The sequence below is a fragment of the Temperatibacter marinus genome, assembly GCF_031598375.1.
Taxonomy (GTDB): domain Bacteria; phylum Pseudomonadota; class Alphaproteobacteria; order Sphingomonadales; family Kordiimonadaceae; genus Temperatibacter; species Temperatibacter marinus.
On sequence record NZ_CP123872.1, the window covers coordinates 2,913,772 to 2,938,340 of the forward strand.

A 24,569-nucleotide genomic window follows, 5' to 3' on the forward strand; every position below is an offset into this window, starting at 1 on the left:
AAGTAGGAAGACTGAGATAGTCTGTTAGGTTTCGTTATCTGATTTATATTTTTCAATGGCTTTATTAAGGCTATCAGTTAATTGTTTGCCAATTTCTCCACCATTCCCACTTACACGACCTTTGATTACGGCACGCATGGCATCTACATGGGATTTAACCAATTCTACCTGATCATCATTCCAATCACCCTTACCAGTGGTGAAACCGTATAAACTATCGGCAAAATTGGTGATTAAAGGGTATCCAAATGTTCCACCCTGACCTTTCATGTCATGGGAAATAGTATTGATTTCGTTGAAATAGTCTGTTCGACTTTCAGGAGTATCCACGCAGCGAACATGTTGCTCGTAGAGACGATTAATGTGCCCAGAAACCCAATCAGGGTAGTCTTCAGACAATTTCCTTAATTCTTTTTCAGCAGCCTCAAGCGCTTTGGGGTCGATGGATGCATCTTTGACACCTAAGCCAGCGGTTTTTTCACGCAAGCGGTTTTGAAAACGATAAAATCTTACAATAACACCTTCTTTAGCCACGGATAATCTCCACACCATCACTCTTGTCGGTCAGTATTCTTCTCTCGGTTTTGACTTCTAATTTCCGCCGCCGCCGATCAGGCCCAAAATAATCTGGTGTGTGCACGAATTGACGCGGTTTCTCAATCATATTGATTAGCTTTTCACCGATTTGCATAACACTAAAAGGCTTTGCAAGAACCTCTGTCACACCCATTTCACGGGCTTCTCTTACACGATCAGGCTCAGTATATCCTGTAATCATCCCAAACGGTACAAACCTGTCAGGGCTGTCTTTGTGACGCCTTACCCAGCGTAAAAACATCATCCCATCAATAGGATGCATATCCCAATTAGAAAGAATAATATCGACACCTTGGCAGCCGGCCTTCATGGGATCTTCTTTAACTTGCTTAAGAAATTCGATTGCATCCCCGCCGTGATCCACAGGGATGACTCGGCCGACACCTAAAACTCTTAAAGAATTAACCAAAAGAGACCGAATGAATTGACTATCTTCCGCCAAGAGAACGGTAAGCCTGTCAAAATCATAGCTGCTCATAAAACATCCCTTATTCAATTCGCTTGAAAACTATATAAAGCTATACCGCCAATACTCTTTTAAAACAATCTAATTGTTATAGAAATAACGCTGCGACATTCTCAAAATGCCATAGAAAACCCTTAAATATAGTTTGCCCAAGGATAGTAAAAATGAAATACTGGCTGCCTTAACCAGTTCGTCTGTCAAAATCAGAAACCATGGTAAGGGAACGAGAGGGAGCTCCGGATGAGCAAGGCTGAAAAAAAACTTAAACCATCAAAGACGAGTAAGAAGCTCTCTGAGAAAGAGGAAAGCATTCCTGTAGAGACTGCCCTTGCAGAGCCTAACAGCACGCCTAAAATTCGCTCCCGTCGCCTAGTTCCTCTTGCCGTCGCCGTTTCACTGTCCATTGTCTGGATAGCTGCGGTTACTTATTTCATCTATGGAAGCTCTATCGTCCTTCTCAGCCTTTCAATTGCAGATCTTGGAGCGATCTTTGCTGGTATCTTTACCCCTATCGCACTCATCTGGCTTATGATGCTTGCTTTTCAGCGCTCTGATCCTATGCTTGAACGTCGACTGGCCCTTAGCCAGAACATGCACAAAGTAATTTCTCCTGTCGAACAAGCAGAGGCAAGATTTGAACATCTTAACAAAGCCATTCGAAAAGAACTTACCCATATTGATGCTGTAGCGGATTTAGCCTCGGATCGAATAGATAATCTAGAAGGGCGCTTTCAAGAGCAGATTAACAATCTATTTTCTGTCACGGCTGATGTAGAGGCCAGAACAACCTCAATCCGTGATACAATAGAGCGGGAAAGAGATGAGGTTGGTGCGCTGGCTACTGATCTTGAATCTCGTTTTTCTGCCCTAGAAATTCAATTAGGCACCATCATCAATCACCTTGATCAAGCTAAAGATAAAACTATTGAAACGGTAGAAGCCGCAGCCACGCATAGCAGTGAACAGGCTGGTTTTTTACATCATAAAGTTTCCGAGATGGAAACGCGTTTACAAACTGCAGGGACGAACCTCTCTGAAAGGGCCAATAAAGTCGAAAACCTCTCGTTGGATATGGAATTGAGACTGCAAACAATTCAAGATCATTTAAATGGCGGGATGGAAAAACTAAGAAGTGAAGTTTCAGGCCTTGAAGAACGTTCTGCAGAGCTCAGCGATCATATGCAAACTCAAGGTAAAGTTTTAACAGAACTTGCAGAACTCGCTGCGATTGAATCCAGTAAAATTGAAACCAACCTGCGCTCTCATGTGAATGAGGTACGAACAGCGGCAGAAGAAGCACTTGAGAAAACTGATACAGTGAGCAACATGTTCTCTGAACGAGCTCAGTCCATGTCAGAGACGGTGATCGATACTGTGGGACAAGCGAAAACACTCCTTGAAGAGGCTGGCAATGCTCTTGAAAACCATTGCCAGGAAGCCTTATCTACATCAGGAGAACTCAATGAACGTGCCATGGATCAGACACGAAAAACTGCAAGTGCTGTAAAAGAGCATGCTGAAGAAATTAATCAGCTCTTGGTTGCCAGCCTAGAAAGAGCCCGTATGGCCCTTGATGAAACTGCTCAAGGGATTTCTACACACGCCGCAGATGCAGAACAAACGACCCTTGAAACAGCTGAACGCTCGCTGGCACATATGCGTCAGTTTCAAGCCAGTTTAGAGGATGAAATCGCCCGCCTAGAAGAAAAGGCTGAGCAAGCAGGAATAAGCCTTTCAGATAAATCTGATAAGCTTCTGGATACCGCAACAGCCCTTGAGAATAAGGCTGATAACCTGGTCGAGCGAATTGAAACATCAAATGAAGCCATGCAAAGTCGTGCAGAAGCAATTGACGAAGCCATCTCAGCAAGTGCATCTAAAATCAAAACAGTTGAAACAGAACTTGAAATTCAGCGAACAGCAATGGTAACTCAGGCAGAAGAAGCCTCTCATAAGGTTATTGAAGCCGCCGAACTCTTCCGTGATCAGTCAGAGAATATTGACCAAGCTGCAAGGAGCGCTGAAGATGCCCTCAAATCCAATTCAAGCGAACTGAAAGCAGAAGCAGAGAGATTCTCTTCAGCAACCGATGCATATAATTCAAATCTGACTGATAAAATATCTAACATGTCAGCAGCCAACAAAACGCTTCAGTCTGACTTGGCAGAAACCAATGAACGCCTTTCAACAGCTTCAGAAAAACTCTCTCAGGAGAGGAGTAAGTTGGTGGATGACAGTGAAAAAGTCATTGGCGATCTCGAATTCACATCAGATCGTATCGCAGACAAAGTTGAATCACTAACAACCTCCACTTCAGAATCTGTTGCTCAACTGGAAAATGCGACACAGGCGCTCATGGATGAAACCAATACAGCACAAGAGAATTTGAACAAAGCGGTTGAAACTGCAGGCACCCACTTGAAAGAAGAAGTTGATCAAATGGGCCAGAATGCAGCTGAGAAAATCACCATTATGCAGGAAGACATGCAAATGACTATCTCTAGGCTGCTCTTGGATTATCAGACAGCTGCAGAGTCAGCTGAGAAAGAGAGCGCCCTACTCTCAGCTCGCATTGGAAATGAGGCAGATAAAGTCGCGAAAAGAGCAGAGGAATTTATCAATAAGACAGCAGAAATTGAAAAACGTATTGCTGATAAAACCAAAAATGACTTTGCGCGCACAAGTCAAATGTTGCTGGAAAGCTTGCAATCACTGTCAATTGATATTCATAAGCTTTTGGCCACAGAAGTCCCCGATACACTGTGGCAATCCTACTTAAAGGGGGATCGCAGTATTTTCTCCCGCTCCACTCTAAAAATGGGCACTCGAAAAACTAGAAAGCTCATTAGTGATCGGTTTAAATCCGATACAGAGTTTAGAGAGTCTGTCTCTCGCTTTATGCGAGATTTTGAAGGCTTGATGGAAAGAGCAATGCACGGGGATAAAGGAAATACTCTATCTGTAACGCTCATCTCTAGTGATATGGGCAAGCTTTATATATTACTCGCGCAAAGTATGAAGAAAATATCATAGCGAAAAGAAAGATAGCCTATGCCGCATTTCATCCTAGAGCATGATGCTCAATTATCTGATCATGTCCCTATGAACACTCTTATGGATAGTGTCTTTGACTCGGCTGTTGAAACTGAGTTATTTGGCAGAAAAGACATTAAAATTCGAACATCCCCCTCCCCTTACTCTCGATTGGGTTCTGGGCATCAGCATTTTCTTCATATTACGGGCCTCATCATTTCCGGCCGAACACTAGAGCAAAAAAAAGCTCTGGCTCAAACTGTCGTAGAAAATCTAAAGAAATCCCTCGACATCTCTATTGTAATTTCTTGTGATATCAAAGATTTAGAAAAAGACATCTATAGTAAAACTGCACTTACCTTACCGTAGCGCCGCTGTTTGTATAGAATGCTCATACACTTTGATATAGCTTTCGGGAATATATTCTTTTTCTCGGAGAACTTCGATATAATATTCCGCTAAATATGCCTGCATTTCTTCATCAATAAAACGATCGTGCAATCGTTCCTCTTCTGGAATACTAATCGTTTCTATGAGTTTCTCTAGGTCTTTACCCTGTGATAATTCAACCATTCGCCTTGTATAAAATTTATATGCTGCAATCGTTGCTTTCACATCTTCTAATTTATGAGGTAAATTTAATTCGTCTTCTGTAAATTCATCAATGCGCGCTTCAATAGAGGCCGTCTGTAAATTTTGTTTATACAGGGCAACAATTTGTTCTGCTGATAAAGATTTATTGGCTGCAAAATCGTAGGATTTCATTGTCTCAATTACATCGGATGAAATACGAGGACACTCTAGTCGCTCTTCATAAAGAGACCAGAACTCATCTGGTGCCTGATGTAGCATATCTGAAGATAAAATAACCACATGAGGAAAGTGCGCTTCATATTGCTCCATCATATATTTCAAATTCAAGGACTGCTTCAGGAAGACTTTCTGTTTGTCAAAAAACTCTGCATACGTATAGTGCCCCCCCTGTTTGAGAGATTGTGAATAGACCGAATTAATCCATTCAAGAGGGTTTCTGACCATGATTAAGGCTTTGTCCGTCATGCCTGATCGGCCGATCACTGCAGGGACAACTTCATATAAACGAAGCAGTTTATCTTGATTTTCAAGATCATTTAAAAAAGAGAAAAGAAAGCCTTCACTGGTCGCAATAGAACTTACTTCCGATTCAGATAAGCCAGGACTTTGAGCAATGGGAATGTCAATATTCCCGTCAGCTAGAGCAAGTTTCCTGCAATTATCTCTGAGGCCATTGGCATCTAACAGCGTATAATTCGGGTCTAGCGCCCATAAGCCATGCAAGTATGTACTCGCGCATTTTCCCATACCAAAATGGAAAAATTTTAAAGGAAATTGATCCGTCATTTTATGTCTATCCTCATCGCCAATATTGATAGTAAACAGGCTTTCCCCTTCATAAGCAAGCACCGTACCAAAAAGGCCCCAAAGAAGTCTTTAGGGCCTTTCCATAAAAAATCTAACCAAACAGATTTATTTTTTCTTATTTGGGTCATTGCTCACTTTTAGAATATATTTAGCAATAGCAAGACGTGTATCTTCATCAAGATGACGCTGTGGTGGCATCTCATGGAACTCTTCTCGGATCTTAAAAGGCTCTGCAATATAGTCTGAAACAAGCTCGATACCCTCGGCACCAAGAGGTGCGTATTTATCTTGAATGTCTTTCACAGAAGGCCCAATTAAGACACCCTGATAAGCATGACATCCTGTACAAATTGCGAAATAGCCTCTCTTACCAACACGCTGCTCCCAGTTTTCCTTAGTTGCGCCTTCGTAAACTGTTGCTGGTGCAGGTTTGTCCAAGGTTTTTGTATTAATGTCATGGGTCGCAAATTTTGCTTCATCACACTGACCGTAACGAGACGGTGGCAATAACAATGTGTTATATCGAGAGGCATTCAAAATACACTTGTTAGAACCAGCACCTGTATCAACAATATCAATACCTGTTGCATTCATTGTTTTCATCTCACCGACAGGGTTGCTCCCATTGTCCGTCATAATATTGTTTAAAATCACAAGATTATCTGGATTAGGCTCTGATCCAGGATCATGCGCTGCTTTTGCCATTGCAAGATCAGTAACAACAATCCCTGCATTATCATTCCCCGAGATAATATTATCTTCAATGACAACATCATCAGCTGCCATCACAAGAATGCCTGTGCCCGGAGGAATCCGCGAAACTGTTGATCCAGGCGCTGCAAAATTCGGATGGTTATTGTTTAGGACAAAGTTTTTCCGGATAATCACATCATAGGTTGTTTTAATGGGCAATCCCGGTGTGATGAAAGCAAGAATACCGCCTGTATTATTATAAGTATAATTCCCTTCAACAAGAGAGTGACGACTATTTTCAATCTCAATCCCTGCTACACTGTCAAAAACCTGATTACCAATGACATCAATGTTATCAGACATCCCAACATAAATCGCTGCGTCAGCAATTTTTGAGATCACATTGTTTACCACAAGACCATTCACCCCAAGCTGAGGGAAAATACCGTAAACGCCTGCATCGTGGATAATATTATTCCGGATTACAAAGTTATTACCGGACTGCCCCATAATGCCATTCCCTTTAAAGCGACGAATTTTAAAATTCTCCACAAGGAATCCATTGCCTGAATAAAGGATCGCATCATTCAACTCGCCCTTACCGTCAAGTTCTGGCCATTTGCCTTTCTCGACCACACCTGAGAGTGTGATATTCTCTTTATCAACATAGACAGTCTCACTGTATGTGCCAGGATAAACAAGAATGGTGTCTCCAGCTTTCGCAGCAATCACAGCGTCTTGAATGAGCTGTCCTTCACGAACTTCATGAATTTCCCCTTGTCTGGCTTGAGAACCCGCTAAGGATCCCGCGCCTTCACCGCCTCTAAAGATTGGGTTAGTGCTGACAGTCTGTTCAGGTGTATAAAGATACATACCTGCAAAGAATGAGGCTGCCACAAGGACAACAACACCCAATAATTTCACTAAAGCGCTTCCATTCATTTTATTTATCTCCTACCGCTTACCTGTTGTAACAACAGACTGAGCAATTTGTGGTTTCCCTGTTTGTTTATTCATCATTTTGCTCTGGAATTCATCCGAGCTAACCATAGCAAGACCAGAGGGAACTTGCACTGGGGTTTTTGGCATAAAACTTTCATCTGTTAAGGTTCCTAAAAAGTCTACCAGACGATCAATTTCATTTTGTTTTAAATTCGGTTCCCAAATATGCCAGTGCACTCGCACTGTTTGGTCCTTGGGCACTGCATGGCCGCGGCCTTTATTATAAAATTCTACAGCATCTCTCAATTTTGAGAATTGCCCCGCATGCATATAAGGGGCTGACTTAGCAATATTCCGCAAGGTTGGTACTTTGAAGGCACCGCGCATGGTCGGTTCTTTATAGGTTTCTTCTGCACCAACATCATAGGGCAGACCTTGAGTGATTGGAGTCCCAATCACTGCCGTTTGCTTATTGGTAAAGAGGGGTGGAGTATGACATTCACTGCAGCGTGCAACAAATGAGCGAAACAAATTCAACCCTTCAATTTCATTTTTGTTCAGGGCTTCATGATAGCCGAGGGCATATTGATCATAACGACTGTTGAAAGATACCAATGTCGATTGAAAGGCTGTCAGAGCGTGAACTATTTGGTCCAATTCAATCATGTCACCGTCACGGCCTTCAAAAGCCTCAATAAATAAACGGCTGTACGTTGAATTGGCATTCATATCTTTCAGCAAGACCTCCGGTGAATTTCCCATCTCATCCGCTGCAAACAAAGGCCCTTCAGCCTGCTCTTCAAGTGAATTTGACCGTGCATCCCAAAAGAGTCGGTCGAGAAAGCCAACATTCCATAGGCTCGGTGACGACCGAGCAACTTTCTCGCCGTGCACACCAAAACTCCGATCAATGCCATCAGAGAAGCCTTTTTTAGGATCATGACATGTAGCACAGGACATAACCCCATCCTTCGACAGGATCGGATCAAAGAATAAAAATCGGCCTAGATCGATGACCTTCGCATTAAATCCATCTCGAATTTCAGGCAGGCCATCTTTAAGCCCCCCAAGGCCACTGCCTTGAATTGATGTATAATTTGCATACATGCTTTCAAAAAAACAATTTCCCTCATCATCTTGAGAAAATCCAGGCGGGCAATATCTATTTAGGGAGAGTGGTCCCTCTTCAGGAGAGGCTACAGTATAAGAAATACTCTGTTTTTGTTCAGGCATAAGAAGAATGGCTGCCCCAATGGACACCACCACAAAAATTACTACACTCAACACACGATTCATTGATGATCCAACCATGAATTATTCAGCCTAAAAACACGAGAGGCCAGCTTTAATGCACCTAAAATATGAAAATGTTTCACATTTTGCAAGCATTATCTGCTTTTTATTCTTTCCTCCCCAAGAAAGCGCTCTATAGTCTGGCTAAAGAATAGGAAAAACTATGTCTAAAAAAGTGACCGCAGCTCTTTGTGTCATAGGGGATGAAATTCTCTCCGGCCGTACGCAAGATAAGAATATCGCCTATATTGCTACTTTTCTAGAGGAAATTGGTATCAGCCTCGCAGAAGTCCGCATTGTGCCGGATGAGTTTGATGAGATTATTCCTGCTGTAAATCGCCTAAGAGCTAAATATGACTATTTATTCACCACAGGCGGAATCGGCCCTACTCACGACGATATTACGGCTGAGGCCATCGCCAAAGCCTTTCAAGTGTCTTTGGATCAAAATGAAGCCGCCTATGCCATTCTTTCAGAACACTATGGGGAAGACGCCTTCACCGATGCCAGAAAGCGAATGACACGCATTCCACACGGTGGCTTGCTTATAAAAAACCCCGTTTCTCTCGCCCCAGGCTTTCAGATGGATAATGTTTTCACCCTTGCTGGTGTGCCAAAAATCATGCAGTCCATGCTTGAAGATGTCAGACACCGTTTGAAGGGCGGCAGGAAAATTATGACAAAGGATTTGACCCTAAAAATTGGCGAAAGCTCTTTATTTGAGTGTCTAACAGACCTCAATAACAGGTTCGAGTCCGTCTCTATTGGCAGTTATCCTTTTTACGGCGAAGGGCGTTTTGCTGTTCAGGTCGTCATGCGCTCAACAATAGACTCTGATTTAGAGAAATGCTTTATTACCCTGATGAACTATGTGACAGAACACTCAATTCCAGTGCTTGAGCAGAATTAATTTCGTTTAGAAAGCAAATCATTGTTGACTTCCAAATTTGTTTGGCTAGATTGCCGACAGTTCAATCTTGTTTACCAGATCATGGATATGCGCCCGTGGCGAAATTGGTAGACGCAAGAGACTTAAAATCTCTCGTTCGTATGAACGTGCCGGTTCGAGTCCGGCCGGGCGCACCACCCTTCAACGCACACCACCTTCCCTATCAGCATCAGCGGATTAATGATCATGCTCTTCCTATGCTGTAATAAACAACATACCAATGCAGTATGCTAGTCAGCATAGCCTTATAGGCAACCATTTAGTGACAATTTCACAAACGATTGATTACCCTTCTATCTAGGATAAAGAGGTATATCATGAATATTATCAAATTTATTTTAATCACATTTTTTTTGAATTCTTCAATATCAATTCAAGCGAGCGATAGGCATAAAAAACTAATCACCCAGGCAAACCGAGGAGATGCAGCAGCTCAATTTAAATTAGGAAAGATTTACGGCAATCGTCGAGGAGACTATAGAACTGCGATTAAATGGTATTTGAGGGCTGCTAATCAGGGAGAACCTGAGGCTTTATACAATTTAGGAAATATGCATAGAAAGGGTTACGGCGTCCTTCAGGACTATAAAAAAGCGCATGTATTCTACAATCTTTCAAGGTACTTTGGTTGGAAATTTAACCCACAGACTCTTACAGATTTAGAAGAAAAAATGACTCCAAAAAATATTGAGGAGGCTCAAAAAATGGCCCATAAGTGGCTAAGGGATTATCAAAGAAAGAATTAGAAAATAGCACGTCGACGAAAAGCTGATTCTTTTATATTTTTCGCTTAGATCGGTCGTGCTCTATCTGAAGTTTCACCCAATATTCTGGGGTCGTTTCAAAACATTTAGCAAGCTTTAAGGCAAGAGCTTTATTGAGAGATTTTTTACCCGCAATAAAGTCCTGAAGCGTCTCGTGTTCAACATTCAGCCTATTGGATAGCGAGCGCACCGAAATGCCAACGCTTGCAATAAACTTCTCTTTTAAAACTGCACCTGGATGGGCCTTAACAGTCATGACACACTCCTACTTACTCACAACAGTGGAGGAGTCGTATACCCTTAATAAGAGTTTCGTTCAAGAGTATCTGAAATCAAGTTAAGGAATTCCCGTTTTCCGTTTTATTTACACCTTCTATTCCATGTGAATTCTGACTTATCTTTCCATAGAACATTCACTCTGCTTAAGTTGACACTTCAACAAAGAGAGTGTTTTTTTGTTTGTTGTAATTTGTGCCTCTCTCAAGCCTATGGCTCGTCCTTGACGCGAGGCTGATACAAGCAAGTTTGTTACAAAGACTTCATCTCCAAAAACCTCTTTGAAATCAGGCCTGATAAACATTTCGCCATTTTTTGAGCGCCAAAGGCTTGTGAACCGTTCAAACTCCTGTGCCCAAGTGCCGCCCACCGTTGCCATCTGATCAAACTGTGTGCGGACCATCAAAAGTTCACTGGCCGTTTTTTGAAGACTATCTCGAGTGATACTATCTTGAATAAGTGACAGACGCCCAGTAGAAACCAGCTCGTCCCAAGCGCCAGTTTGCAATGGAAGGACTGGAAAGGCTCCCCATGCCATCATTTGTTTACGGATCTTTTCATGTGCCTCCTCGTCCCATTCTTCAAGCATGAGGAAGCTCGCTGTTTCATTAATTGAAGCCTTAATTTTCTCGTGAAAGTCAACAGACCCTTTGAGAGTTTCAATATTTTCCTCAAGGTCAATAACGAGCCGCTCTAAATAATCACGCTCTAGGTCTCTATTTTTTCTCTCGTCATTCATCTCAGTTACCTGCATTCCTAGAAAAATGCCTGTTATAACAACAAGGACATCTAGACCAACAGCCACCCAGTTTTGGTCTTTTACATGTTTCATAAACCGACGCAGTATCATGATATTCCTTCTCTTTATGACAAGGAATGAGTGTATGTAGAATTCCTAAAAATGTCCAGAATTCACACCACAATAAAAAGGGCTGATGTCTTATGAAGCGTATGGCTCTTTTACCGTGCCCCATGAGAATGCTTCTAAGAGTTTAGATCCCTGACACAGTATGCCTCTCGAAATCTAGGCCGTAACCACGATATTCCAGCGCCTCCAATGAAGGAGAGTGGTAAGGGCCATCCTGGTAAAGTTTTAATGGCGTGACCGACGCCTATAGATTTGTTCATCTTTTAGATACGCTCTAAAACCCTGAAACATGTCAAATTTTCACCCAAAAAAGGCATGTCCTTACCTGCACCATAGTTCAATGGAAGATATTTGCGATTTGCATTGATCTGATCGAAATGCGGGTATATCTGATAATTTTCATCTTAAAGTTCATTATTTTAACCTAGTATTAACCTTGTGCATTAATAAGCTTTTCCAAGCACGATTCAAATTCAGGGACCCCTATTCATGAAAATTAATGACTTATCATTTCTTATAAAACTCGCCATAAGTCCGATTGTTGTCTTTCTCTTTATGCTTGTCATCTTTTGGCAGAGCATTTCCACATCAACGCAACAGCAAGAGGCCCTATACCGTGTAGTAGAAGTTGAATCTAAACGGGCCTCTTTTATTAAAGAAATTTCCTCTGACTTTCAGTCGATCAATGGCCAAGTCTTTCAGACTTTGACCTTTGCTGCTGCGGAAAAATACGATGACCCCACTTCGGAGTTGTTGAAAGTCTCTGACAGCATAGATAGCCTTGTCACAAAGTTAGAACGTCTTGCCAAAGAATATTCAGAAGCAGAACTCAGTGCTGAATCAAAGATCGTTCGAAAGGAAATAGAAGAGATAAAAACTTATCAAGAGGCTATCTCCGTTGTTGCGGATTTCATTGAAATTGATTTTAGTGCTGCTGCTGAGCAAGTTTCTCCTTTCGTAGAAAATGCTGATAAAATCCTCTCTGTCTTTAACAATCTGGCCAATAAGCAATCGAGCTTGGCGGAACAAGAATATAGAAATGCAGAGGAAGTCGCTGCGGCATCAGAAACCTTTCTCACCTTAATGGGCATTATCGCGGTAGTAATTTCCGCGCCTTTCACTTACCTTTTAGGGACGCGTATTGCTCGCAGCATCAAGGATATTGCAGACTCAACCCGTAAGCTTTCTGAAGGCAATACAGATATCGATGTCTCAAAGTTAGAGCGCAATGATGAACTTGGTGAAATCGTTACAGCCTTACAGGTCTTTAGAGATAAATTGATTGAAACAGAGACCATGCGCGAAGAGCAGAAACGTCTTGAAGAGGCCCAACGACAATCAGAAGAAGAAAATCGTCAAGCCGACATTACACGCCAAAAAGAGCAACTTGAAGCCGATAAAGTGCGGGAAGAAGAAAATCGCCGCGAGCATGAAATTTTGATGACAAAAGTTGCTGATGATTTTGATCAAACTGTCTCAAAACTCTTGGTCACACTTAAGGAACAGTCTGGCAATGTTCTTTCTACTTCAACTGAACTTCAAAGCCGTTCAAGCCAGACTCTCTCGTTGACCAACAATGCCAAAGATTCAAGTTCTCGTATTTCCTCAAATATGCATTCTGTTGCCGCCGCAACTGAAGAAATGTCTTCATCCGTTCAAGAAATCACACGCCAAGTATCTGAAGCGAGCAGAGTATCCCAGCAGGCTGTATCTGAAGTGACACAGAGCACTCAGTCTGTCATTGAATTGAATGAGCGTGCCCAAAAAATTGGGGATGTAATCAAAATCATTACAGACATTGCTGAGCAAACCAACCTTCTTGCTCTTAATGCCACTATCGAGGCTGCGCGAGCAGGTGATGCAGGTAAAGGCTTTGCTGTCGTAGCCAGTGAAGTGAAAAATCTAGCAAACCAAACCGCGAATGCAACGGATGAAATATCTGAGCAGATTAAGAGCATCCAGCAATCTACAGAATTCACAGTGAATTCAATTGAACGCATTTCAACAACCATTCAGAAGGTTGAAGAAGTCTCATCCGTCATAGCAGCAACAGTTGAAGAACAAGGAGCTGCAACGCAAGAGATCAACCAAACTGTCGTTCAAACAAATTCAGATGCAGACGGCCTTTCAAGTGACAGCCAGCAGCTATCCTCCAATGCAGAAGAAAATGGAAAAGTCTCTTCCATACTTTCAGAAGCCTCAAATGACCTTCTGACTGTTGTTGATAAGCTTGAAAGTGCTGCGGATAACTTTGTCCAGGCGATAAGACCATAGGGTTTAAATTCTGATCATCACTGATCATGAAATCAATCGGATACCGCTCACTATTGGGCGGTATTTTCATTTGTATCTCTCTCTACGGTCTGCTAACAGAATACAAATAGAATGATTTTATTAGGAAGAAATATGTCTCTCCCAGAGTGCTTAAATGATATGACGTTTCCCTGTCTTGATGAGGCTGAATTTAGAATTCCGACAGCCGAAGATCTTGGCGTTACCCCACTTGAGGAGAAACCAAAAATTCTCTTACTCTATGGATCGCTAAGAAAGGTCAGTTATAGCCGTTTGGTCGTTGAAGAAAGCGCACGTCTGTTACACAGGATGGGTGCTGACGTTAAAATATTCAACCCTTCTGGTCTTCCCCTCCCTGACGATGCTGACGATAATCATCCAAAAGTCCAAGAACTTAGAGACATGATGCTCTGGTCTGATGGTCAAGTTTGGTGTTCTCCAGAACGTCACGGCAGTATGACGGGAATAATGAAGGCTCAAATTGACTGGATCCCCCTAGCACTTGGAAGCGTACGTCCTTCACAAGGCAAGACGCTTGCTGTTATGCAAGTCTGCGGCGGATCGCAATCATTTAACGTTGTCAATCAACTGCGTATTCTTGGCCGATGGATGCGAATGATCACAATTCCCAATCAATCATCTGTGGCAAAAGCTTGGTTAGAATTTGATGATAATGGCCGCATGAAGCCCTCCAGCTACTATAATCGTATTGTTGATGTACTTGAAGAATTGATGAAATTCACACTGCTCACAAAAGATAGAAGCGCCTATCTTGTAGACCGCTATTCAGAGCGCGTTGAGACAGCCGAACAACAAACCAAACGGGTTGGAAAACGGATGTAATTTATACAGCCTTGAGAAAATCCAGTGACCTCGTACCTCCGTAAAAAGAGAAATTTCATGAGGATGTGTTATGGACAAAATTTCACTGGTTTGGCTCCGGCAAGACTTAAGGCTCTCTGACAACCCTGCTCTTCTTGAAGCTGTTAAGTCTGATCAAGTTTATATCGTTTATATCTTAGACGATGAAAATGCTGGATCAAATAAAATGGGTGCCGCAAGCCGTTGGCGGCTACACCAAAGCTTGGCTGTCTTAGAGAGAAAACTTGGTGGAAATCTTAACTTATACAAAGGGGCCGCTGAAAAAATTATACCAGAGATTATTGCCCAGAATGGAATCACAGATATTCATTGGAACAGGTGCTACGAACCCTGGCGGATCAAGAGAGATCGACACATCAAAGCAACCCTTATAGAGGCTCAAGTGTTCGTTCATAGTCATAATGCCAGTCTTTTATGGGAGCCATGGGAAGTATTAAAAAAAGATGGCACACCCTATCGGGTATTTACCCCTTTTTACAAGAATGGATGTTTAGCAAATTTCCAACCGCGCTCGCCTCATCCTGCTCCAAAACATATTCCCGCGCAAAAAGACAGAACCAGCATTTCCCTTCAAAAGCTTGACCTTATAAAAGGCTATCCCTGGTTCGAGAAGCTGAACAATCATTGGCCCATTGGAGAAGAGGCCGCTTTGGAGAGATCCAAAGAGTTTCTAAAGAGCGACATTAAGAACTATAAAATAGATCGCAATTTCCCGTACAAGACAAACAGTAGCTATCTTTCACCTAATCTCCACTTTGGTGAAATTAGTCCTCATCAACTATGGGAATTAACTGAGCTGGCTTCTAGAGAAAACGATAATGAATGGGTTTCCAAATCTTCCGACATCAATCATTTCAAAAATGAACTTGGATGGCGAGAATTTAGTTATTATCTAAATTACCATTTTGCCGACATGCAGAAACAAAACTTCAATAAGAAATATGATGAGTTTAGCTGGGATTATGAGGAGACCCATTATGCGGCATGGTGCCACGGTAAAACAGGCATTCCAATCGTAGATGCAGCCCAGAGGCAACTTTGGCAAACGGGACTAATGCATAACCGCCTCAGAATGATTTCCGCTTCATTTCTTGTCAAAAACCTTTTAATTGATTGGCGCAGGGGTGAGCGTTGGTTTTGGGATTGTCTCTTAGATGCTGATAGTGCTAGCAATGGGGCAAGTTGGCAATGGGTCGCAGGCTGCGGCGCAGACGCCGCGCCCTATTTCAGAGTTTTCAACCCAGTCCTGCAATCAAAGAAATTTGACCCTGATGGCACATTCCTTAAAAAATACGTGCCAGAGCTTTGTCGCTTGCCGCTCAAATATCTTTATGAGCCATGGGAAGCACCAGAAGAAATATTATCCGCTGCTGGTATCGAACTTGGTAAAACTTATCCTAAGCCAATCGTCAACTTAAAAACCAGTCGTGAAGCCGCCTTAGCACAGTATAAATTATTGACTGGAAAGCTATAAATACGTCCTGATTACAATACGTACCAATAAACTGAAATGAAGTGACAAACAGCCCCGGCTACAACAAAAAAGTGCCAGATGGCATGGCTATATTTCATTGATTTTGCTGCATAGAAACCTGCACCGACCGTATAACAAAGACCACCGGCCAAAAGCCACATGAAACCTTCAGGCGAGAGGGCTTTATAGAGTGGTTTTGACAATATTACAGCGCCCCAACCCATGAGAAGATATAATCCTAAAGATACCCACTTAAGGCTATTCTGTTTCTTAACCATGAATTTAACAATTTTAAAGACAGTTCCGAACACTGCAACACTGAGAGTTGCTATGACAACAGGCAACCCAATATCTAAAGGCAGAAGTAGCAGCGCAAATGGGATATACCCTGTTGCAATTGCAAAATAAATAGCACTGTGATCAAGCAACTTTAAAAACGGCTGAAACGGGCTTTGATAGGCACAGTGATATAAGGTACTGGTTGCAAATGTCAGCATCAGTCCTGCACAAAAAGCTGTCGAGGCAAGAATCGCCAAGCTGTTCGCGCTTTCAGCCGCTTTCGCAGCCATAAATATCAACGCAAAAATTGAGAGAATAAAAGCGATACCGTGAATAACCGCATGCCAAATCTCTTCTCCTGCAGTATAAGCCTTTGCAGCCATCTGCGCCTGTGCTGTCATCAACTTTCTCCCTATTTACACGTTTGCATCAACTTATGAAGATGCTCTGCAAAATATTGCCCCATCTTCAAGTAACCTTCTGTTTTATAGTGCCATTTATCATCACTAAACTCGAAACCCTCTGTTTCGGTCATATAAGCTGCACAGCGATCATTTTTCACGAAGGCTTTTTGTCCTCGATGAACATATTTAATATGAGGTTGAAGCGGCGCTCCGTTCTCACCCATTTTACTATCTGTAATTTTCCCGATCACAACGGGTAAGTCTGTCTTATGAAAAGCCGCTCTAAAGAGAGTCATCAACCGGGTTAAATTTGATCGATACTGTTTGGCGATGCCCACTGTAACATTGGCATCAGACTCGCCTTGCATCCATAAAATGCCCGTAGGAACTAGGCGGTCTATATGACCATCCCCATCAATGTCTGTCGCTTGCAGTGCTGTCTGAAAGGTTTTCATGGCATAATTATATTGATTTGGTTTTTTTGAGAAAGGCCACCAATTGCCATAGCCAGCGCCTTCGTGCAAGGCTGTTCCGCCTGCAGAATATTTAACAAGAGCCAGTTTTTTTCCCGTTAACTCAGCAAATTTTTTCGCGAAAACCAATTCTGCACCGAAACGATTAGACAAGAAATTTCGTTTCCCATCAGTTCCAAAACCAACGCCGTGTCCTGGTTGCAGTGGGGCCCACATACCAAGCCCTCCTAATTCAGCTGGTCGATCTGAGAAAATGCGATTACCATCAAAAATATAAACATCCTTCATGGGAGCGAGCAAATCTTCAGATAGGTCCCTATTATAACCAAATCCGTCCATATTTGATTGCCCACCAAGATAGATCAAAAGAAATTCTGTGCCTTTAAAGTCATCCGCCTTTACGCTCAGTCCCATCAGGGCACTCGCTATCAATATAAACACTAGTCGCATTTCTTCCTCCAGATCCCTCAAAGATAAAAAAAACAGGCTACCATGAGCCTGCTTTTTTTTCTATAGGATTAAAAGGAGATGCTAGGACCCAAAGACACGTCTGAAGATTGTATCCACATGTTTCGTATGATAATCCATGTTAAAGAGCTCATCCAACTGCTCTGGAGAGACTTTATCAGTGACGATAGGGTCGTCTTTTAACAAATCCAAGAGCTGAAGGTCACCACGACTATCCCATACTTTCATCGCATTTGACTGCACCAGACGATAAGCATCTTCTCGCGATACACCGGCTTGCGTCAATTCAAGAAGAACGCGCTGAGAGTTTGGCAGGCCACCCATTTTATTCATGTTATCCAACATGTTATCAGGATACACAAGAAGTTGATCCATTACATTTGTTAAGCGAGCTAAAGAAAAATCAAGAGCCACAGTCGCATCTGGACCAATATATCTTTCAACAGACGAATGAGAAATATCACGTTCATGCCAGAGAGCTACATTCTCCATAGCTGGAATACACATTGCTCTGATATAACGCGCTTGTCCTGTGAGATTTTCAGTTAGAATTGGGTTCTTTTTATGCGGCATCGCGCTTGACCCTTTTTGCCCTTTTGAAAAATACTCTTGAGCTTCAAGAACTTCTGTTCGTTGCAAATGTCTTACTTCCACTGCCAATCGCTCAATACACGACGCAACAACGCCGAGCACCGAGAAATACATGGCATGTCTATCACGGGGAATAACTTGTGTAGAAACTGGCTCGATCTCAAGACCCATCTCTTTAGCCACATGCTCTTCAACAAAGGGATCGATATTTGCAAAAGTACCTACAGCGCCTGAAATGGCACAGGTAGCAACTTCTTTGCGAGCATCTTTCATCCGGCTTAAACAGCGATCAAATTCCGCATAGGCCTGTGCCATTTTGAGGCCAAATGTCACGGGCTCCGCGTGAATACCATGCGATCGACCAATACAAATTGTATATTTATGTTCTTCAGCACGACGCTTTAACACGACAAGCAAAGCTTCAAGGTCTTCGATGATAATATCAGCGGCCTGCATAAGTTGCACAGAAAGGCAAGTATCCAAGACATCAGAAGATGTCATACCTTGGTGAACAAAGCGCGCTTCATCACCAACGTGCTCTGCTAAATTTGTCAAGAAAGCGATCACATCATGCTTTACTTCTCGCTCGATCTCATCAATGCGTTCAACTTCAAACTTCCCGCGCTCCCAAACTGCTTTTGCCGCATCTTCTGGGATGCGTCCTAATTTCGCATTGGCATCACATGCATGAGCTTCAATTTCAAACCAGATTCGAAAGCGATTTTCCGCTTCCCAAATGTCAGTCATTTTTTTCCGTGAATAACGAGGGATCATGAGGGATTACTCCACTTAACAAGGGTTGTTAGATATTCTGCGGCCCTGTTAGCCCAAATGCTGCGAAAAGTCCAGCCCAGAGTCTTGACGAGAGTCTTGACGAGAGTCTTGACGAGTGTCTAGACGAGTGTCTTGACGAGAGAGTCTTAACTGGGGTGTCTCGCGACTATCCTTTCATTGAGCCCGACCTGGTCAAAATCATATCTCAGTCTATATTGACAACAGCTAGGGATCATGAGTTAATCAAGTGAAGGGAGCAATAAGATGTTTAAAACAATCATAATAAGCCTCTGTCTGTTAAGTATAACAGCTGCACCACCTACAGCAATCGATCAAACCTGCAGGGATGGGCAAACGATTATAGAAAATGTCACGATCATTTATGCTGACAAAGTCCCGCTGAAAAATGCCTATCTAAGCTATGACAACAAACAGGGCGTCATTACAGCTCTCTCAAGCGATCCTATACCTAAAGCAAACGCCTGTGATGCATCAATAGATGGCTCGAACCAATTCCTTACAGCAGGGTTGACTGAAATGCATGGCCACCTGCCCTATTCCAACTGGGATAAAAAGCGGACTGAGGAGACCTTGTTTCTTTATGTAGCGGCAGGCGTAACAACAGTAAGAGGCATGCTCGGCGACCCAGTTCAATTTCATCACCGAGACCAGATCATTGCAAGGGAATTAGAGGGCCCAAACCTCTATCTTGCGGCACCAAGTCTCAATGGCACTTCTGTAACTTCTCCTGAACAAGGCAGGCAGCTTGTCCGTCGTTATAAAGAGGAAGGATGGGATTTGCTCAAAATCCATCCTGGACTGACAGCAGAAGAATATGATGCAATTGCAGATGAAGGAAAAAAAGTAGACATTAAACTTGGCGGTCATGTCCCTTCTGGCGTTGGACTGCAACGTGTTCTTCAAGCTCAACAAGCAAGTATTGATCATATGGATGGATACTGGCAATACCATGCACAGACACAAAGTTTAAACGACAGTGATGCACTCATGGAGAGCATTGAAAAGACAAAGACCTCAGGTACAGCGATTGTCCCAACACAACTGCTTTTTAACCTCCTGCGTTCAGGTGCTGATGTAAAAGCACTTATTGCGCGTGAGGAAAATAAATATATGCCAAAGAGTCAAATTTCTCAATGGGCTGGAACAGCACAGCGATTAAAGGCACAAGCCAATCCTGCGATTGCAGCTTGGCGAGATATGATGTTGAAAAAAATGGCGGATGAAGGTGTTGTTATAACCCTCGGCAGTGACGCTCCACAGATTTTCTCAGTACCAGGCTTTTCAATTTGGCGAGAACTTAAGAAGATGCAAGACATTGGCTTGACCAGAGCTCAAATTCTTAAGGCTGCGGGACCCGCGCCTGGTGCACATCTCGCTTATTCTGGAGATAAATTCGGTAAAATTGAAGTGGGACATCGTGCTGATTTACTTTTGCTCTCAGCCAATCCCCTAGTGAATATCACAAATCTGAGCAAGCAAAATGCGGTGATCGTTCGTGGCAAACTTTATACAAAAGATTATATTGATCAAAAACTTATGGAAATTGAAGCTCGACATCGATAAGTATCATATTCATCTTAGGCAGGAGACAGTATGGATTTCAGTTCACTCTCATTAAAGAAAGTAGGCAAAACAGTTATTGCAACTGTTGTCTCTATCCTATTTTTTGGGGTGATCTTAATGATTACCTTTGGTTCCTATATTGTTGATAAAGACATGAATAGTGTGGAAATGCATGAGCCATACTATATAACGGCCAAAGCACAGAGCCTTCATAATAACCTCATTGTTATGGACTGGCATAGTGACGCTTTAATGTGGGATAGAAGTCTCCTGACACGTCAAAGCTATGGCCATGTGGACGTTCCTCGCCTCATGGAGGGGAATATCGCTATCCAGATGTTCACCACAGTAACAAAATCGCCCTCTGGGATGAATTACAATCATAATGATACTGATGCTTTTGACCTGAACACTCCGCTCTTTATGGCACAGCTTTGGCCCCCAAAAACATGGACAAGTCTTCTTGAGCGAGCATTGTATCAAGCAAAAAAACTTGAACAATTTACCAATAATAGCGATGGACAATTGGTCTTCGTAAAAGATCGCCTCGGTCTTGCTCGGGTCATAGAAGCCCGGACAAGCGGTCGCAGTACGATTGCGGCTCTTCTCGGCTCTGAAGGGGCTCATCCCCTTGAAGGAAAGCTTAAAAATATCGATATAATGTATGACGCTGGCTTTAGAATGATGGGATTGGTTCATTTTTTTGATAATGAACTTGGCGGCTCCCTGCATGGGATGCAAAAGGGTGGCTTGACACCTTTTGGTCACAAGGCCGTTCAAAAAATGATCGAGAAAGGCATCATCATTGATTTGGCCCATGCTTCAGAAGCTATGGTGCGCGATGTATTAGAGTATCGCAATGCACGGTTGGTTATCTCGCACACCGGCTTTAAAGGCGCCTGTGAAAGTCCAAGAAATATTGCCGATGATTTGATGCAGGAAATTGCCGGTCGCGGCGGAATTATCGCTGTTGGATACTGGGAAGGCGCAATTTGTGAAGCAAACCCAATCGGCATTGCAAAATCTATTCTTTACGGAATCGACTTGGTCGGCATTGATCATGTGGCCCTTGGGTCTGACTGGGACGGTGCGAAAGCTGCCCTTGCCTCTAACGAGATGAATATTATAACCCAAACCCTGATGAGTGCTGGCTTATCCAACACCGATATCATGAAGGTGATGGGCATGAATAGTCTCAATTTTTTAATGAGAAGCTTACCATAATTATTGCCAATTTTTGAAGGCTTTCTGTGCTAAATAACTGTTTTGAAAACGGTCATCCCCTGTTACTTCAACAGCTGCCCACTCTGGCAATTCAAAGGCCTCTTCTTCACTTTCAAGTTCTATTTCAGCCATAACAAGGCCTGAATTTTCTGCGTAAAAGACATCAACATCCCAGATATGAGCGCCGTGCTTAATTGCATATCTCATCTTCTGAATTGGTGTCTCTAAGGCGTGTAAATTTAAGAGAGCTTCGCCCTGAATATCATCAATCTTCTGTTCGAACTCAAACCGAGTCATCCCAGCGCCGATTTTAAGGGTTAAATAAAAATCATTCCCTTTTTGACGGATCCTAAGAATTTTTTCTTCGGATCTCATCAAATAAGCCTGTCGGATGAGCGTACCCCCCATCCCTTGCCACGGCTCGCCGCGCACCAAGAATTTACGCTCTATTTCTTTATGTCTTGTTTTACTCATTACAATAACCCCATTGATTTAAAACTTGTCATCCCATGTTTGCCAACAATCAGATGGTCATGAACGGCAATATCCAATTTTGAGCAAGCTTCTCTTATCTCTCTTGTCATTGCAATATCACCTTTACTGGCCTTAGGATCGCCACTTGGATGATTGTGCACTAAGATAAGAGCAGAAGCCGCTAAGTCTAGGGCTCGCTTAACCACTTCACGGGTATAGACTGGTGTATGATCCACTGTCCCTTTGCCGTGTATTTCATCAGCGATCAAAATATTTTTACGATTTAAAAATAAAATTCTAAATTGTTCTCTGGTCTCATTCGCCATCGCCACACGTAAATAATCTTGCAGCGCTTTCCAATTAGAAAGAATAGGCTTCTCTAGCACTTTCACCTGAGCCAACCTTACAGCGGCTTCCTTAACAAGTTTTAAAGAAAGTACGGCGCTTTCGCCGATACCAGGATGTTTTGACAGATCTTCGGGGGTTGCGGACAATACTGCAGAAAAATCGCCGTAATATGTCAGTAATTCTTTGGCTAAAGGTTTAACATCGCGGCGAGGGATCGCAGAAAATAAGAGAAGTTCAAGCAGTTCATAATCGGCCAGTGCCTTCGCACCCCCTTTGATAAATCGATCTTTCAAACGGGCTCTATGTCCTGAATGGTCAAGCTTCTTGCTCCCATCGCTTTGATCTATCATATATCCCTCTACTCAATACTATAGGGTGGACATTCCCATCCTTTTGGTGACTTTGTAAAGACTTCATATCCATCCGAAGTTACAGCGAGTGTATGCTCGAACTGCATTGACAGACTACGATCCTTGGTCTTCGCTGTCCAGCCGTCATTCATCATTTTCATGGCATATTTGCCCTGATTGACCATCGGCTCGATGGTAAAGAACATGCCTTCCCTAAGCTCGACACCGTCTCCTGGGCTACCATAATGAACAACGCTAGGTTCATCGTGAAAAACACGGCCGATACCATGTCCACAAAAGTCACGAACCACTGAATAGCCATGGCTTTCAACATGGTGCTGAATTGCATGGCCAATATCTCCAAGCGTGGCACCTGGTCTCACAACCTCAATCCCTTTCCACAGAGATTCAAAGGTAACCTTACAAAGCCGCTGCGCTATGATTTTTGGTTTCCCGACAAAAAACATGCGGCTGGTATCACCATACCATCCGTCTAGAATGACTGTGACGTCAATGTTAAGAGTATCCCCGTCTTTGAGCTTTTTAGGCCCTGGGATGCCATGACAGATGACATCATTAATTGACGTACAGATTGATTTTGGAAACCCTCTATAATTAAGCGGTGCAGGAATAGCTTTATGATCCAAAATATACTCATGACAGAGTTGATCCAACTCCTCTGTCGTAACTCCGACCCTGACATGAGGGGTTATAAAATCGAGCACTTTTGCTGCTAAATGCCCTGCCTTGCGCATGCCTTCAAAGGCTTCGGGTCCATAGATTTTAATAGAGCCTGTTCGATTTTCAGGTACATCTGTAGCATTTACATATTTATTCATTTTCTCGGCCCTAATTTCTTATAATTTTATGGGTAGTTTTCTCACTACCTTAATCTCTTTTGTCGTCACAGCGCACTGATAGCACAGCGCTTCTACGCCTGCATCCAAAACTTCACGTAGAGTCTGTCCATAAGCTGGATCAATTGTATCTGCCGTAGAAAAATAGTCTACATCTTCTCGTTGAACAAGGAAAACCATGACAGATCGATGTCCTTCTTTAACCATTGCTTCTAACTCCAAGAGATGTTTTTTCCCTCGAGACGTGACAGAATCTGGAAAGAGAGCGACTCTCCTCTCCTCGGCTTCTGCCTCAGTCTCAGCTTTCAGAGTAACGCTCTTTACTTCAACATAACAATGAGAAGCGCTCTTTTCATTGGATAAAAGAATATCAATCCGACTATTTTCTCCGTATTTCACTTCTCTTTTTAAACTGTCATACCCTGCGAGTTCAGCTATCTTATTCTGTAGAATTGCCTCTTCTACAATGGCATTCGGGCGGGCGGTATTAATGCCAACAAGGCTGCCTTCGCGGTCAACCAATTCCCACCGCCAGTCTAGCTTTGCTTTTGGATTAGTATTGGGGGATACCCAAACGAGGCTTCCTTCTTCTTTTAAGCCAAGCATAGAACCACTATTTGCGCAATGAGCCGTAATAATTTCACCGCATTCAAGCTCAATATCGGCTAAAAACCTTTTGTAGCGTTTGACTAATTTTCCAGAACGAAGGGGGGCTGTAAACTGCATGATCATCCTTAAATTATTTATCTAATGATTTAGTCTGCATTTTTCGCTCTGTAAAGGTCTTGCTCCCCAACCCCATGGCTTTATACT

At 42.8% G+C, this 24,569-nt stretch carries 23 protein-coding genes and 1 tRNA gene; 10 read left to right on the forward strand and 14 right to left on the reverse strand.

What is annotated here, in order from left to right; genetic code table 11:
• Positions 1 to 24: 24 nt before the first annotated feature.
• The gene (locus tag QGN29_RS13205; RefSeq protein WP_310798340.1) at positions 25 to 534 is read right to left on the reverse strand and encodes a hypothetical protein; all 510 of its coding nucleotides are present in this window, start codon (positions 532 to 534) and stop codon (positions 25 to 27) included.
• Positions 527 to 1,075: a response regulator gene (locus tag QGN29_RS13210; RefSeq protein ID WP_310798341.1), complete on the reverse strand. Its 549-nt coding sequence runs from the start codon at positions 1,073 to 1,075 to the stop codon at positions 527 to 529. Before QGN29_RS13210 ends, QGN29_RS13205 begins: the two co-directional genes overlap by 8 nt.
• A 228-nt stretch (positions 1,076 to 1,303) precedes the next feature.
• Between QGN29_RS13210 and QGN29_RS13215 the strand changes: the two genes are divergently transcribed.
• Together QGN29_RS13215 and QGN29_RS13220 are read left to right on the forward strand one after the other, a co-directional pair.
• Positions 1,304 to 4,096: a coiled-coil domain-containing protein gene (locus QGN29_RS13215; RefSeq protein WP_310798342.1), complete on the forward strand. Its 2,793-nt coding sequence runs from the start codon at positions 1,304 to 1,306 to the stop codon at positions 4,094 to 4,096.
• A gap of 18 nt (positions 4,097 to 4,114) precedes the next feature.
• Entirely contained in the window at positions 4,115 to 4,465 is a 351-nt protein-coding gene (locus tag QGN29_RS13220) for a 5-carboxymethyl-2-hydroxymuconate Delta-isomerase (protein ID WP_310798343.1), read from the forward strand.
• On the opposite strand, the gene QGN29_RS13225 is transcribed toward QGN29_RS13220, so the two are convergent.
• The 3 genes from QGN29_RS13225 to QGN29_RS13235 all read right to left on the reverse strand — a co-directional run bounded on the left by QGN29_RS13225 (position 4,457) and on the right by QGN29_RS13235 (position 8,428).
• Positions 4,457 to 5,476, reverse strand: a complete 1,020-nt coding sequence (locus QGN29_RS13225; protein ID WP_310798344.1) for a hypothetical protein — start codon at positions 5,474 to 5,476, stop codon at positions 4,457 to 4,459. The genes QGN29_RS13220 and QGN29_RS13225 overlap by 9 nt on opposite strands.
• Positions 5,477 to 5,602: 126 nt before the next feature.
• A complete protein-coding gene (locus tag QGN29_RS13230; RefSeq protein ID WP_310798345.1) occupies positions 5,603 to 7,132 on the reverse strand; it encodes a parallel beta-helix domain-containing protein in 1,530 nt (509 codons plus the stop codon).
• A 12-nt stretch (positions 7,133 to 7,144) separates the two neighbouring features.
• Entirely contained in the window at positions 7,145 to 8,428 is a 1,284-nt protein-coding gene (locus QGN29_RS13235; protein ID WP_310798346.1) for a cytochrome-c peroxidase, read from the reverse strand.
• Positions 8,429 to 8,588: 160 nt separating this feature from the next.
• Here QGN29_RS13235 and QGN29_RS13240 point away from each other — a divergent pair, with 160 nt between their 5' ends.
• The 3 genes from QGN29_RS13240 to QGN29_RS13250 all read left to right on the forward strand — a co-directional run bounded on the left by QGN29_RS13240 (position 8,589) and on the right by QGN29_RS13250 (position 10,120).
• Positions 8,589 to 9,335 (forward strand): competence/damage-inducible protein A, encoded by a 747-nt coding sequence (locus tag QGN29_RS13240; protein ID WP_310798347.1) that lies wholly within the window; start codon positions 8,589 to 8,591, stop codon positions 9,333 to 9,335.
• 89 nt (positions 9,336 to 9,424) lie between these two features.
• Positions 9,425 to 9,511 (forward strand) — tRNA-Leu (locus QGN29_RS13245).
• 180 nt (positions 9,512 to 9,691) lie between these two features.
• Entirely contained in the window at positions 9,692 to 10,120 is a 429-nt protein-coding gene (locus tag QGN29_RS13250) for a tetratricopeptide repeat protein (protein WP_310798348.1), read from the forward strand.
• A 31-nt stretch (positions 10,121 to 10,151) separates the two neighbouring features.
• Here QGN29_RS13250 and QGN29_RS13255 read toward each other — a convergent pair whose 3' ends face one another.
• Complete coding sequence (locus QGN29_RS13255; protein WP_310798349.1) at positions 10,152 to 10,394, reverse strand: HigA family addiction module antitoxin; 243 nt, start codon at positions 10,392 to 10,394, stop codon at positions 10,152 to 10,154.
• Positions 10,395 to 10,532: 138 nt separating this feature from the next.
• Positions 10,533 to 11,264, reverse strand: coding sequence for a hypothetical protein (locus QGN29_RS13260; protein ID WP_310798350.1), 732 nt, complete (start codon positions 11,262 to 11,264; stop codon positions 10,533 to 10,535).
• A gap of 507 nt (positions 11,265 to 11,771) precedes the next feature.
• Here QGN29_RS13260 and QGN29_RS13265 point away from each other — a divergent pair.
• The 3 genes from QGN29_RS13265 to QGN29_RS13275 all read left to right on the forward strand — a co-directional run bounded on the left by QGN29_RS13265 (position 11,772) and on the right by QGN29_RS13275 (position 15,930).
• Positions 11,772 to 13,556, forward strand: a complete 1,785-nt coding sequence (locus QGN29_RS13265; RefSeq protein ID WP_310798351.1) for a methyl-accepting chemotaxis protein — start codon at positions 11,772 to 11,774, stop codon at positions 13,554 to 13,556.
• A 132-nt stretch (positions 13,557 to 13,688) separates the two neighbouring features.
• Positions 13,689 to 14,417, forward strand: coding sequence for an arsenical resistance protein ArsH (arsH, locus tag QGN29_RS13270; protein ID WP_310798352.1), 729 nt, complete (start codon positions 13,689 to 13,691; stop codon positions 14,415 to 14,417).
• A 70-nt stretch (positions 14,418 to 14,487) separates the two neighbouring features.
• Positions 14,488 to 15,930 carry a cryptochrome/photolyase family protein gene (locus tag QGN29_RS13275; RefSeq protein WP_310798353.1) on the forward strand — a complete coding sequence of 481 codons (1,443 nt, stop codon included), beginning with the start codon at positions 14,488 to 14,490 and terminating at the stop codon, positions 15,928 to 15,930.
• A gap of 11 nt (positions 15,931 to 15,941) precedes the next feature.
• Here the strand turns inward: QGN29_RS13275 and trhA are convergent, their stop codons facing one another.
• The 3 genes from trhA to purB all read right to left on the reverse strand — a co-directional run bounded on the left by trhA (position 15,942) and on the right by purB (position 18,919).
• Positions 15,942 to 16,610: a PAQR family membrane homeostasis protein TrhA gene (trhA, locus tag QGN29_RS13280; protein ID WP_310798354.1), complete on the reverse strand. Its 669-nt coding sequence runs from the start codon at positions 16,608 to 16,610 to the stop codon at positions 15,942 to 15,944.
• Positions 16,611 to 16,621: 11 nt separating this feature from the next.
• The gene (locus QGN29_RS13285) at positions 16,622 to 17,536 is read right to left on the reverse strand and encodes a sialate O-acetylesterase (protein ID WP_310798355.1); all 915 of its coding nucleotides are present in this window, start codon (positions 17,534 to 17,536) and stop codon (positions 16,622 to 16,624) included.
• A gap of 81 nt (positions 17,537 to 17,617) precedes the next feature.
• Positions 17,618 to 18,919 carry an adenylosuccinate lyase gene (gene purB, locus QGN29_RS13290; RefSeq protein WP_310798356.1) on the reverse strand — a complete coding sequence of 434 codons (1,302 nt, stop codon included), beginning with the start codon at positions 18,917 to 18,919 and terminating at the stop codon, positions 17,618 to 17,620.
• Positions 18,920 to 19,183: 264 nt separating this feature from the next.
• Here purB and QGN29_RS13295 point away from each other — a divergent pair, with 264 nt between their 5' ends.
• Positions 19,184 to 20,503 carry an amidohydrolase family protein gene (locus QGN29_RS13295; RefSeq protein WP_310798357.1) on the forward strand — a complete coding sequence of 440 codons (1,320 nt, stop codon included), beginning with the start codon at positions 19,184 to 19,186 and terminating at the stop codon, positions 20,501 to 20,503.
• 30 nt (positions 20,504 to 20,533) lie between these two features.
• A complete protein-coding gene (locus QGN29_RS13300) occupies positions 20,534 to 21,727 on the forward strand; it encodes a dipeptidase (RefSeq protein WP_310798358.1) in 1,194 nt (397 codons plus the stop codon).
• On the opposite strand, the gene QGN29_RS13305 is transcribed toward QGN29_RS13300, so the two are convergent.
• The 4 genes from QGN29_RS13305 to sfsA are packed head-to-tail and all read right to left on the reverse strand — an operon-like array spanning position 21,728 to position 24,482.
• Positions 21,728 to 22,201 carry a CYTH domain-containing protein gene (locus QGN29_RS13305; RefSeq protein WP_310798359.1) on the reverse strand — a complete coding sequence of 158 codons (474 nt, stop codon included), beginning with the start codon at positions 22,199 to 22,201 and terminating at the stop codon, positions 21,728 to 21,730.
• Positions 22,201 to 22,899: a RadC family protein gene (gene radC, locus QGN29_RS13310; protein ID WP_310798360.1), complete on the reverse strand. Its 699-nt coding sequence runs from the start codon at positions 22,897 to 22,899 to the stop codon at positions 22,201 to 22,203. Before radC ends, QGN29_RS13305 begins: the two co-directional genes overlap by 1 nt.
• An 8-nt stretch (positions 22,900 to 22,907) precedes the next feature.
• Positions 22,908 to 23,738, reverse strand: a complete 831-nt coding sequence (map, locus tag QGN29_RS13315) for a type I methionyl aminopeptidase (protein WP_310798361.1) — start codon at positions 23,736 to 23,738, stop codon at positions 22,908 to 22,910.
• Positions 23,739 to 23,756: 18 nt separating this feature from the next.
• On the reverse strand, positions 23,757 to 24,482 hold the full coding sequence (sfsA, locus tag QGN29_RS13320) for a DNA/RNA nuclease SfsA (protein WP_310798362.1): 726 nt from the start codon (positions 24,480 to 24,482) through the stop codon (positions 23,757 to 23,759).
• Between the last annotated feature and the right edge of the window lie 87 nt (positions 24,483 to 24,569).

Excerpts from the sequence above, each read along its gene's own strand:
- QGN29_RS13300 (WP_310798358.1), top strand. The coding sequence starts at position 20,534 with ATGGATTTCAGTTCACTCTCATTAAAGAAAGTAGGCAAAACAGTTATT.
- QGN29_RS13295 (WP_310798357.1), top strand. The coding sequence starts at position 19,184 with ATGTTTAAAACAATCATAATAAGCCTCTGTCTGTTAAGTATAACAGCT.
- QGN29_RS13250 (WP_310798348.1), top strand. The coding sequence starts at position 9,692 with ATGAATATTATCAAATTTATTTTAATCACATTTTTTTTGAATTCTTCA.
- map (WP_310798361.1), bottom strand. The coding sequence starts at position 23,738 with ATGAATAAATATGTAAATGCTACAGATGTACCTGAAAATCGAACAGGC.
- QGN29_RS13285 (WP_310798355.1), bottom strand. The coding sequence starts at position 17,536 with ATGCGACTAGTGTTTATATTGATAGCGAGTGCCCTGATGGGACTGAGC.
- QGN29_RS13240 (WP_310798347.1), top strand. The coding sequence starts at position 8,589 with ATGTCTAAAAAAGTGACCGCAGCTCTTTGTGTCATAGGGGATGAAATT.
- QGN29_RS13260 (WP_310798350.1), bottom strand. The coding sequence starts at position 11,264 with ATGATACTGCGTCGGTTTATGAAACATGTAAAAGACCAAAACTGGGTG.
- QGN29_RS13275 (WP_310798353.1), top strand. The coding sequence starts at position 14,488 with ATGGACAAAATTTCACTGGTTTGGCTCCGGCAAGACTTAAGGCTCTCT.
- purB (WP_310798356.1), bottom strand. The coding sequence starts at position 18,919 with ATGATCCCTCGTTATTCACGGAAAAAAATGACTGACATTTGGGAAGCG.
- trhA (WP_310798354.1), bottom strand. The coding sequence starts at position 16,610 with ATGACAGCACAGGCGCAGATGGCTGCAAAGGCTTATACTGCAGGAGAA.
- QGN29_RS13215 (WP_310798342.1), top strand. The coding sequence starts at position 1,304 with ATGAGCAAGGCTGAAAAAAAACTTAAACCATCAAAGACGAGTAAGAAG.
- QGN29_RS13235 (WP_310798346.1), bottom strand. The coding sequence starts at position 8,428 with ATGAATCGTGTGTTGAGTGTAGTAATTTTTGTGGTGGTGTCCATTGGG.
- radC (WP_310798360.1), bottom strand. The coding sequence starts at position 22,899 with ATGATAGATCAAAGCGATGGGAGCAAGAAGCTTGACCATTCAGGACAT.
- QGN29_RS13265 (WP_310798351.1), top strand. The coding sequence starts at position 11,772 with ATGAAAATTAATGACTTATCATTTCTTATAAAACTCGCCATAAGTCCG.
- QGN29_RS13305 (WP_310798359.1), bottom strand. The coding sequence starts at position 22,201 with ATGAGTAAAACAAGACATAAAGAAATAGAGCGTAAATTCTTGGTGCGC.
- arsH (WP_310798352.1), top strand. The coding sequence starts at position 13,689 with ATGTCTCTCCCAGAGTGCTTAAATGATATGACGTTTCCCTGTCTTGAT.
- QGN29_RS13230 (WP_310798345.1), bottom strand. The coding sequence starts at position 7,132 with ATGAATGGAAGCGCTTTAGTGAAATTATTGGGTGTTGTTGTCCTTGTG.
- QGN29_RS13210 (WP_310798341.1), bottom strand. The coding sequence starts at position 1,075 with ATGAGCAGCTATGATTTTGACAGGCTTACCGTTCTCTTGGCGGAAGAT.
- QGN29_RS13220 (WP_310798343.1), top strand. The coding sequence starts at position 4,115 with ATGCCGCATTTCATCCTAGAGCATGATGCTCAATTATCTGATCATGTC.
- QGN29_RS13255 (WP_310798349.1), bottom strand. The coding sequence starts at position 10,394 with ATGACTGTTAAGGCCCATCCAGGTGCAGTTTTAAAAGAGAAGTTTATT.
- sfsA (WP_310798362.1), bottom strand. The coding sequence starts at position 24,482 with ATGCAGTTTACAGCCCCCCTTCGTTCTGGAAAATTAGTCAAACGCTAC.
- QGN29_RS13225 (WP_310798344.1), bottom strand. The coding sequence starts at position 5,476 with ATGACGGATCAATTTCCTTTAAAATTTTTCCATTTTGGTATGGGAAAA.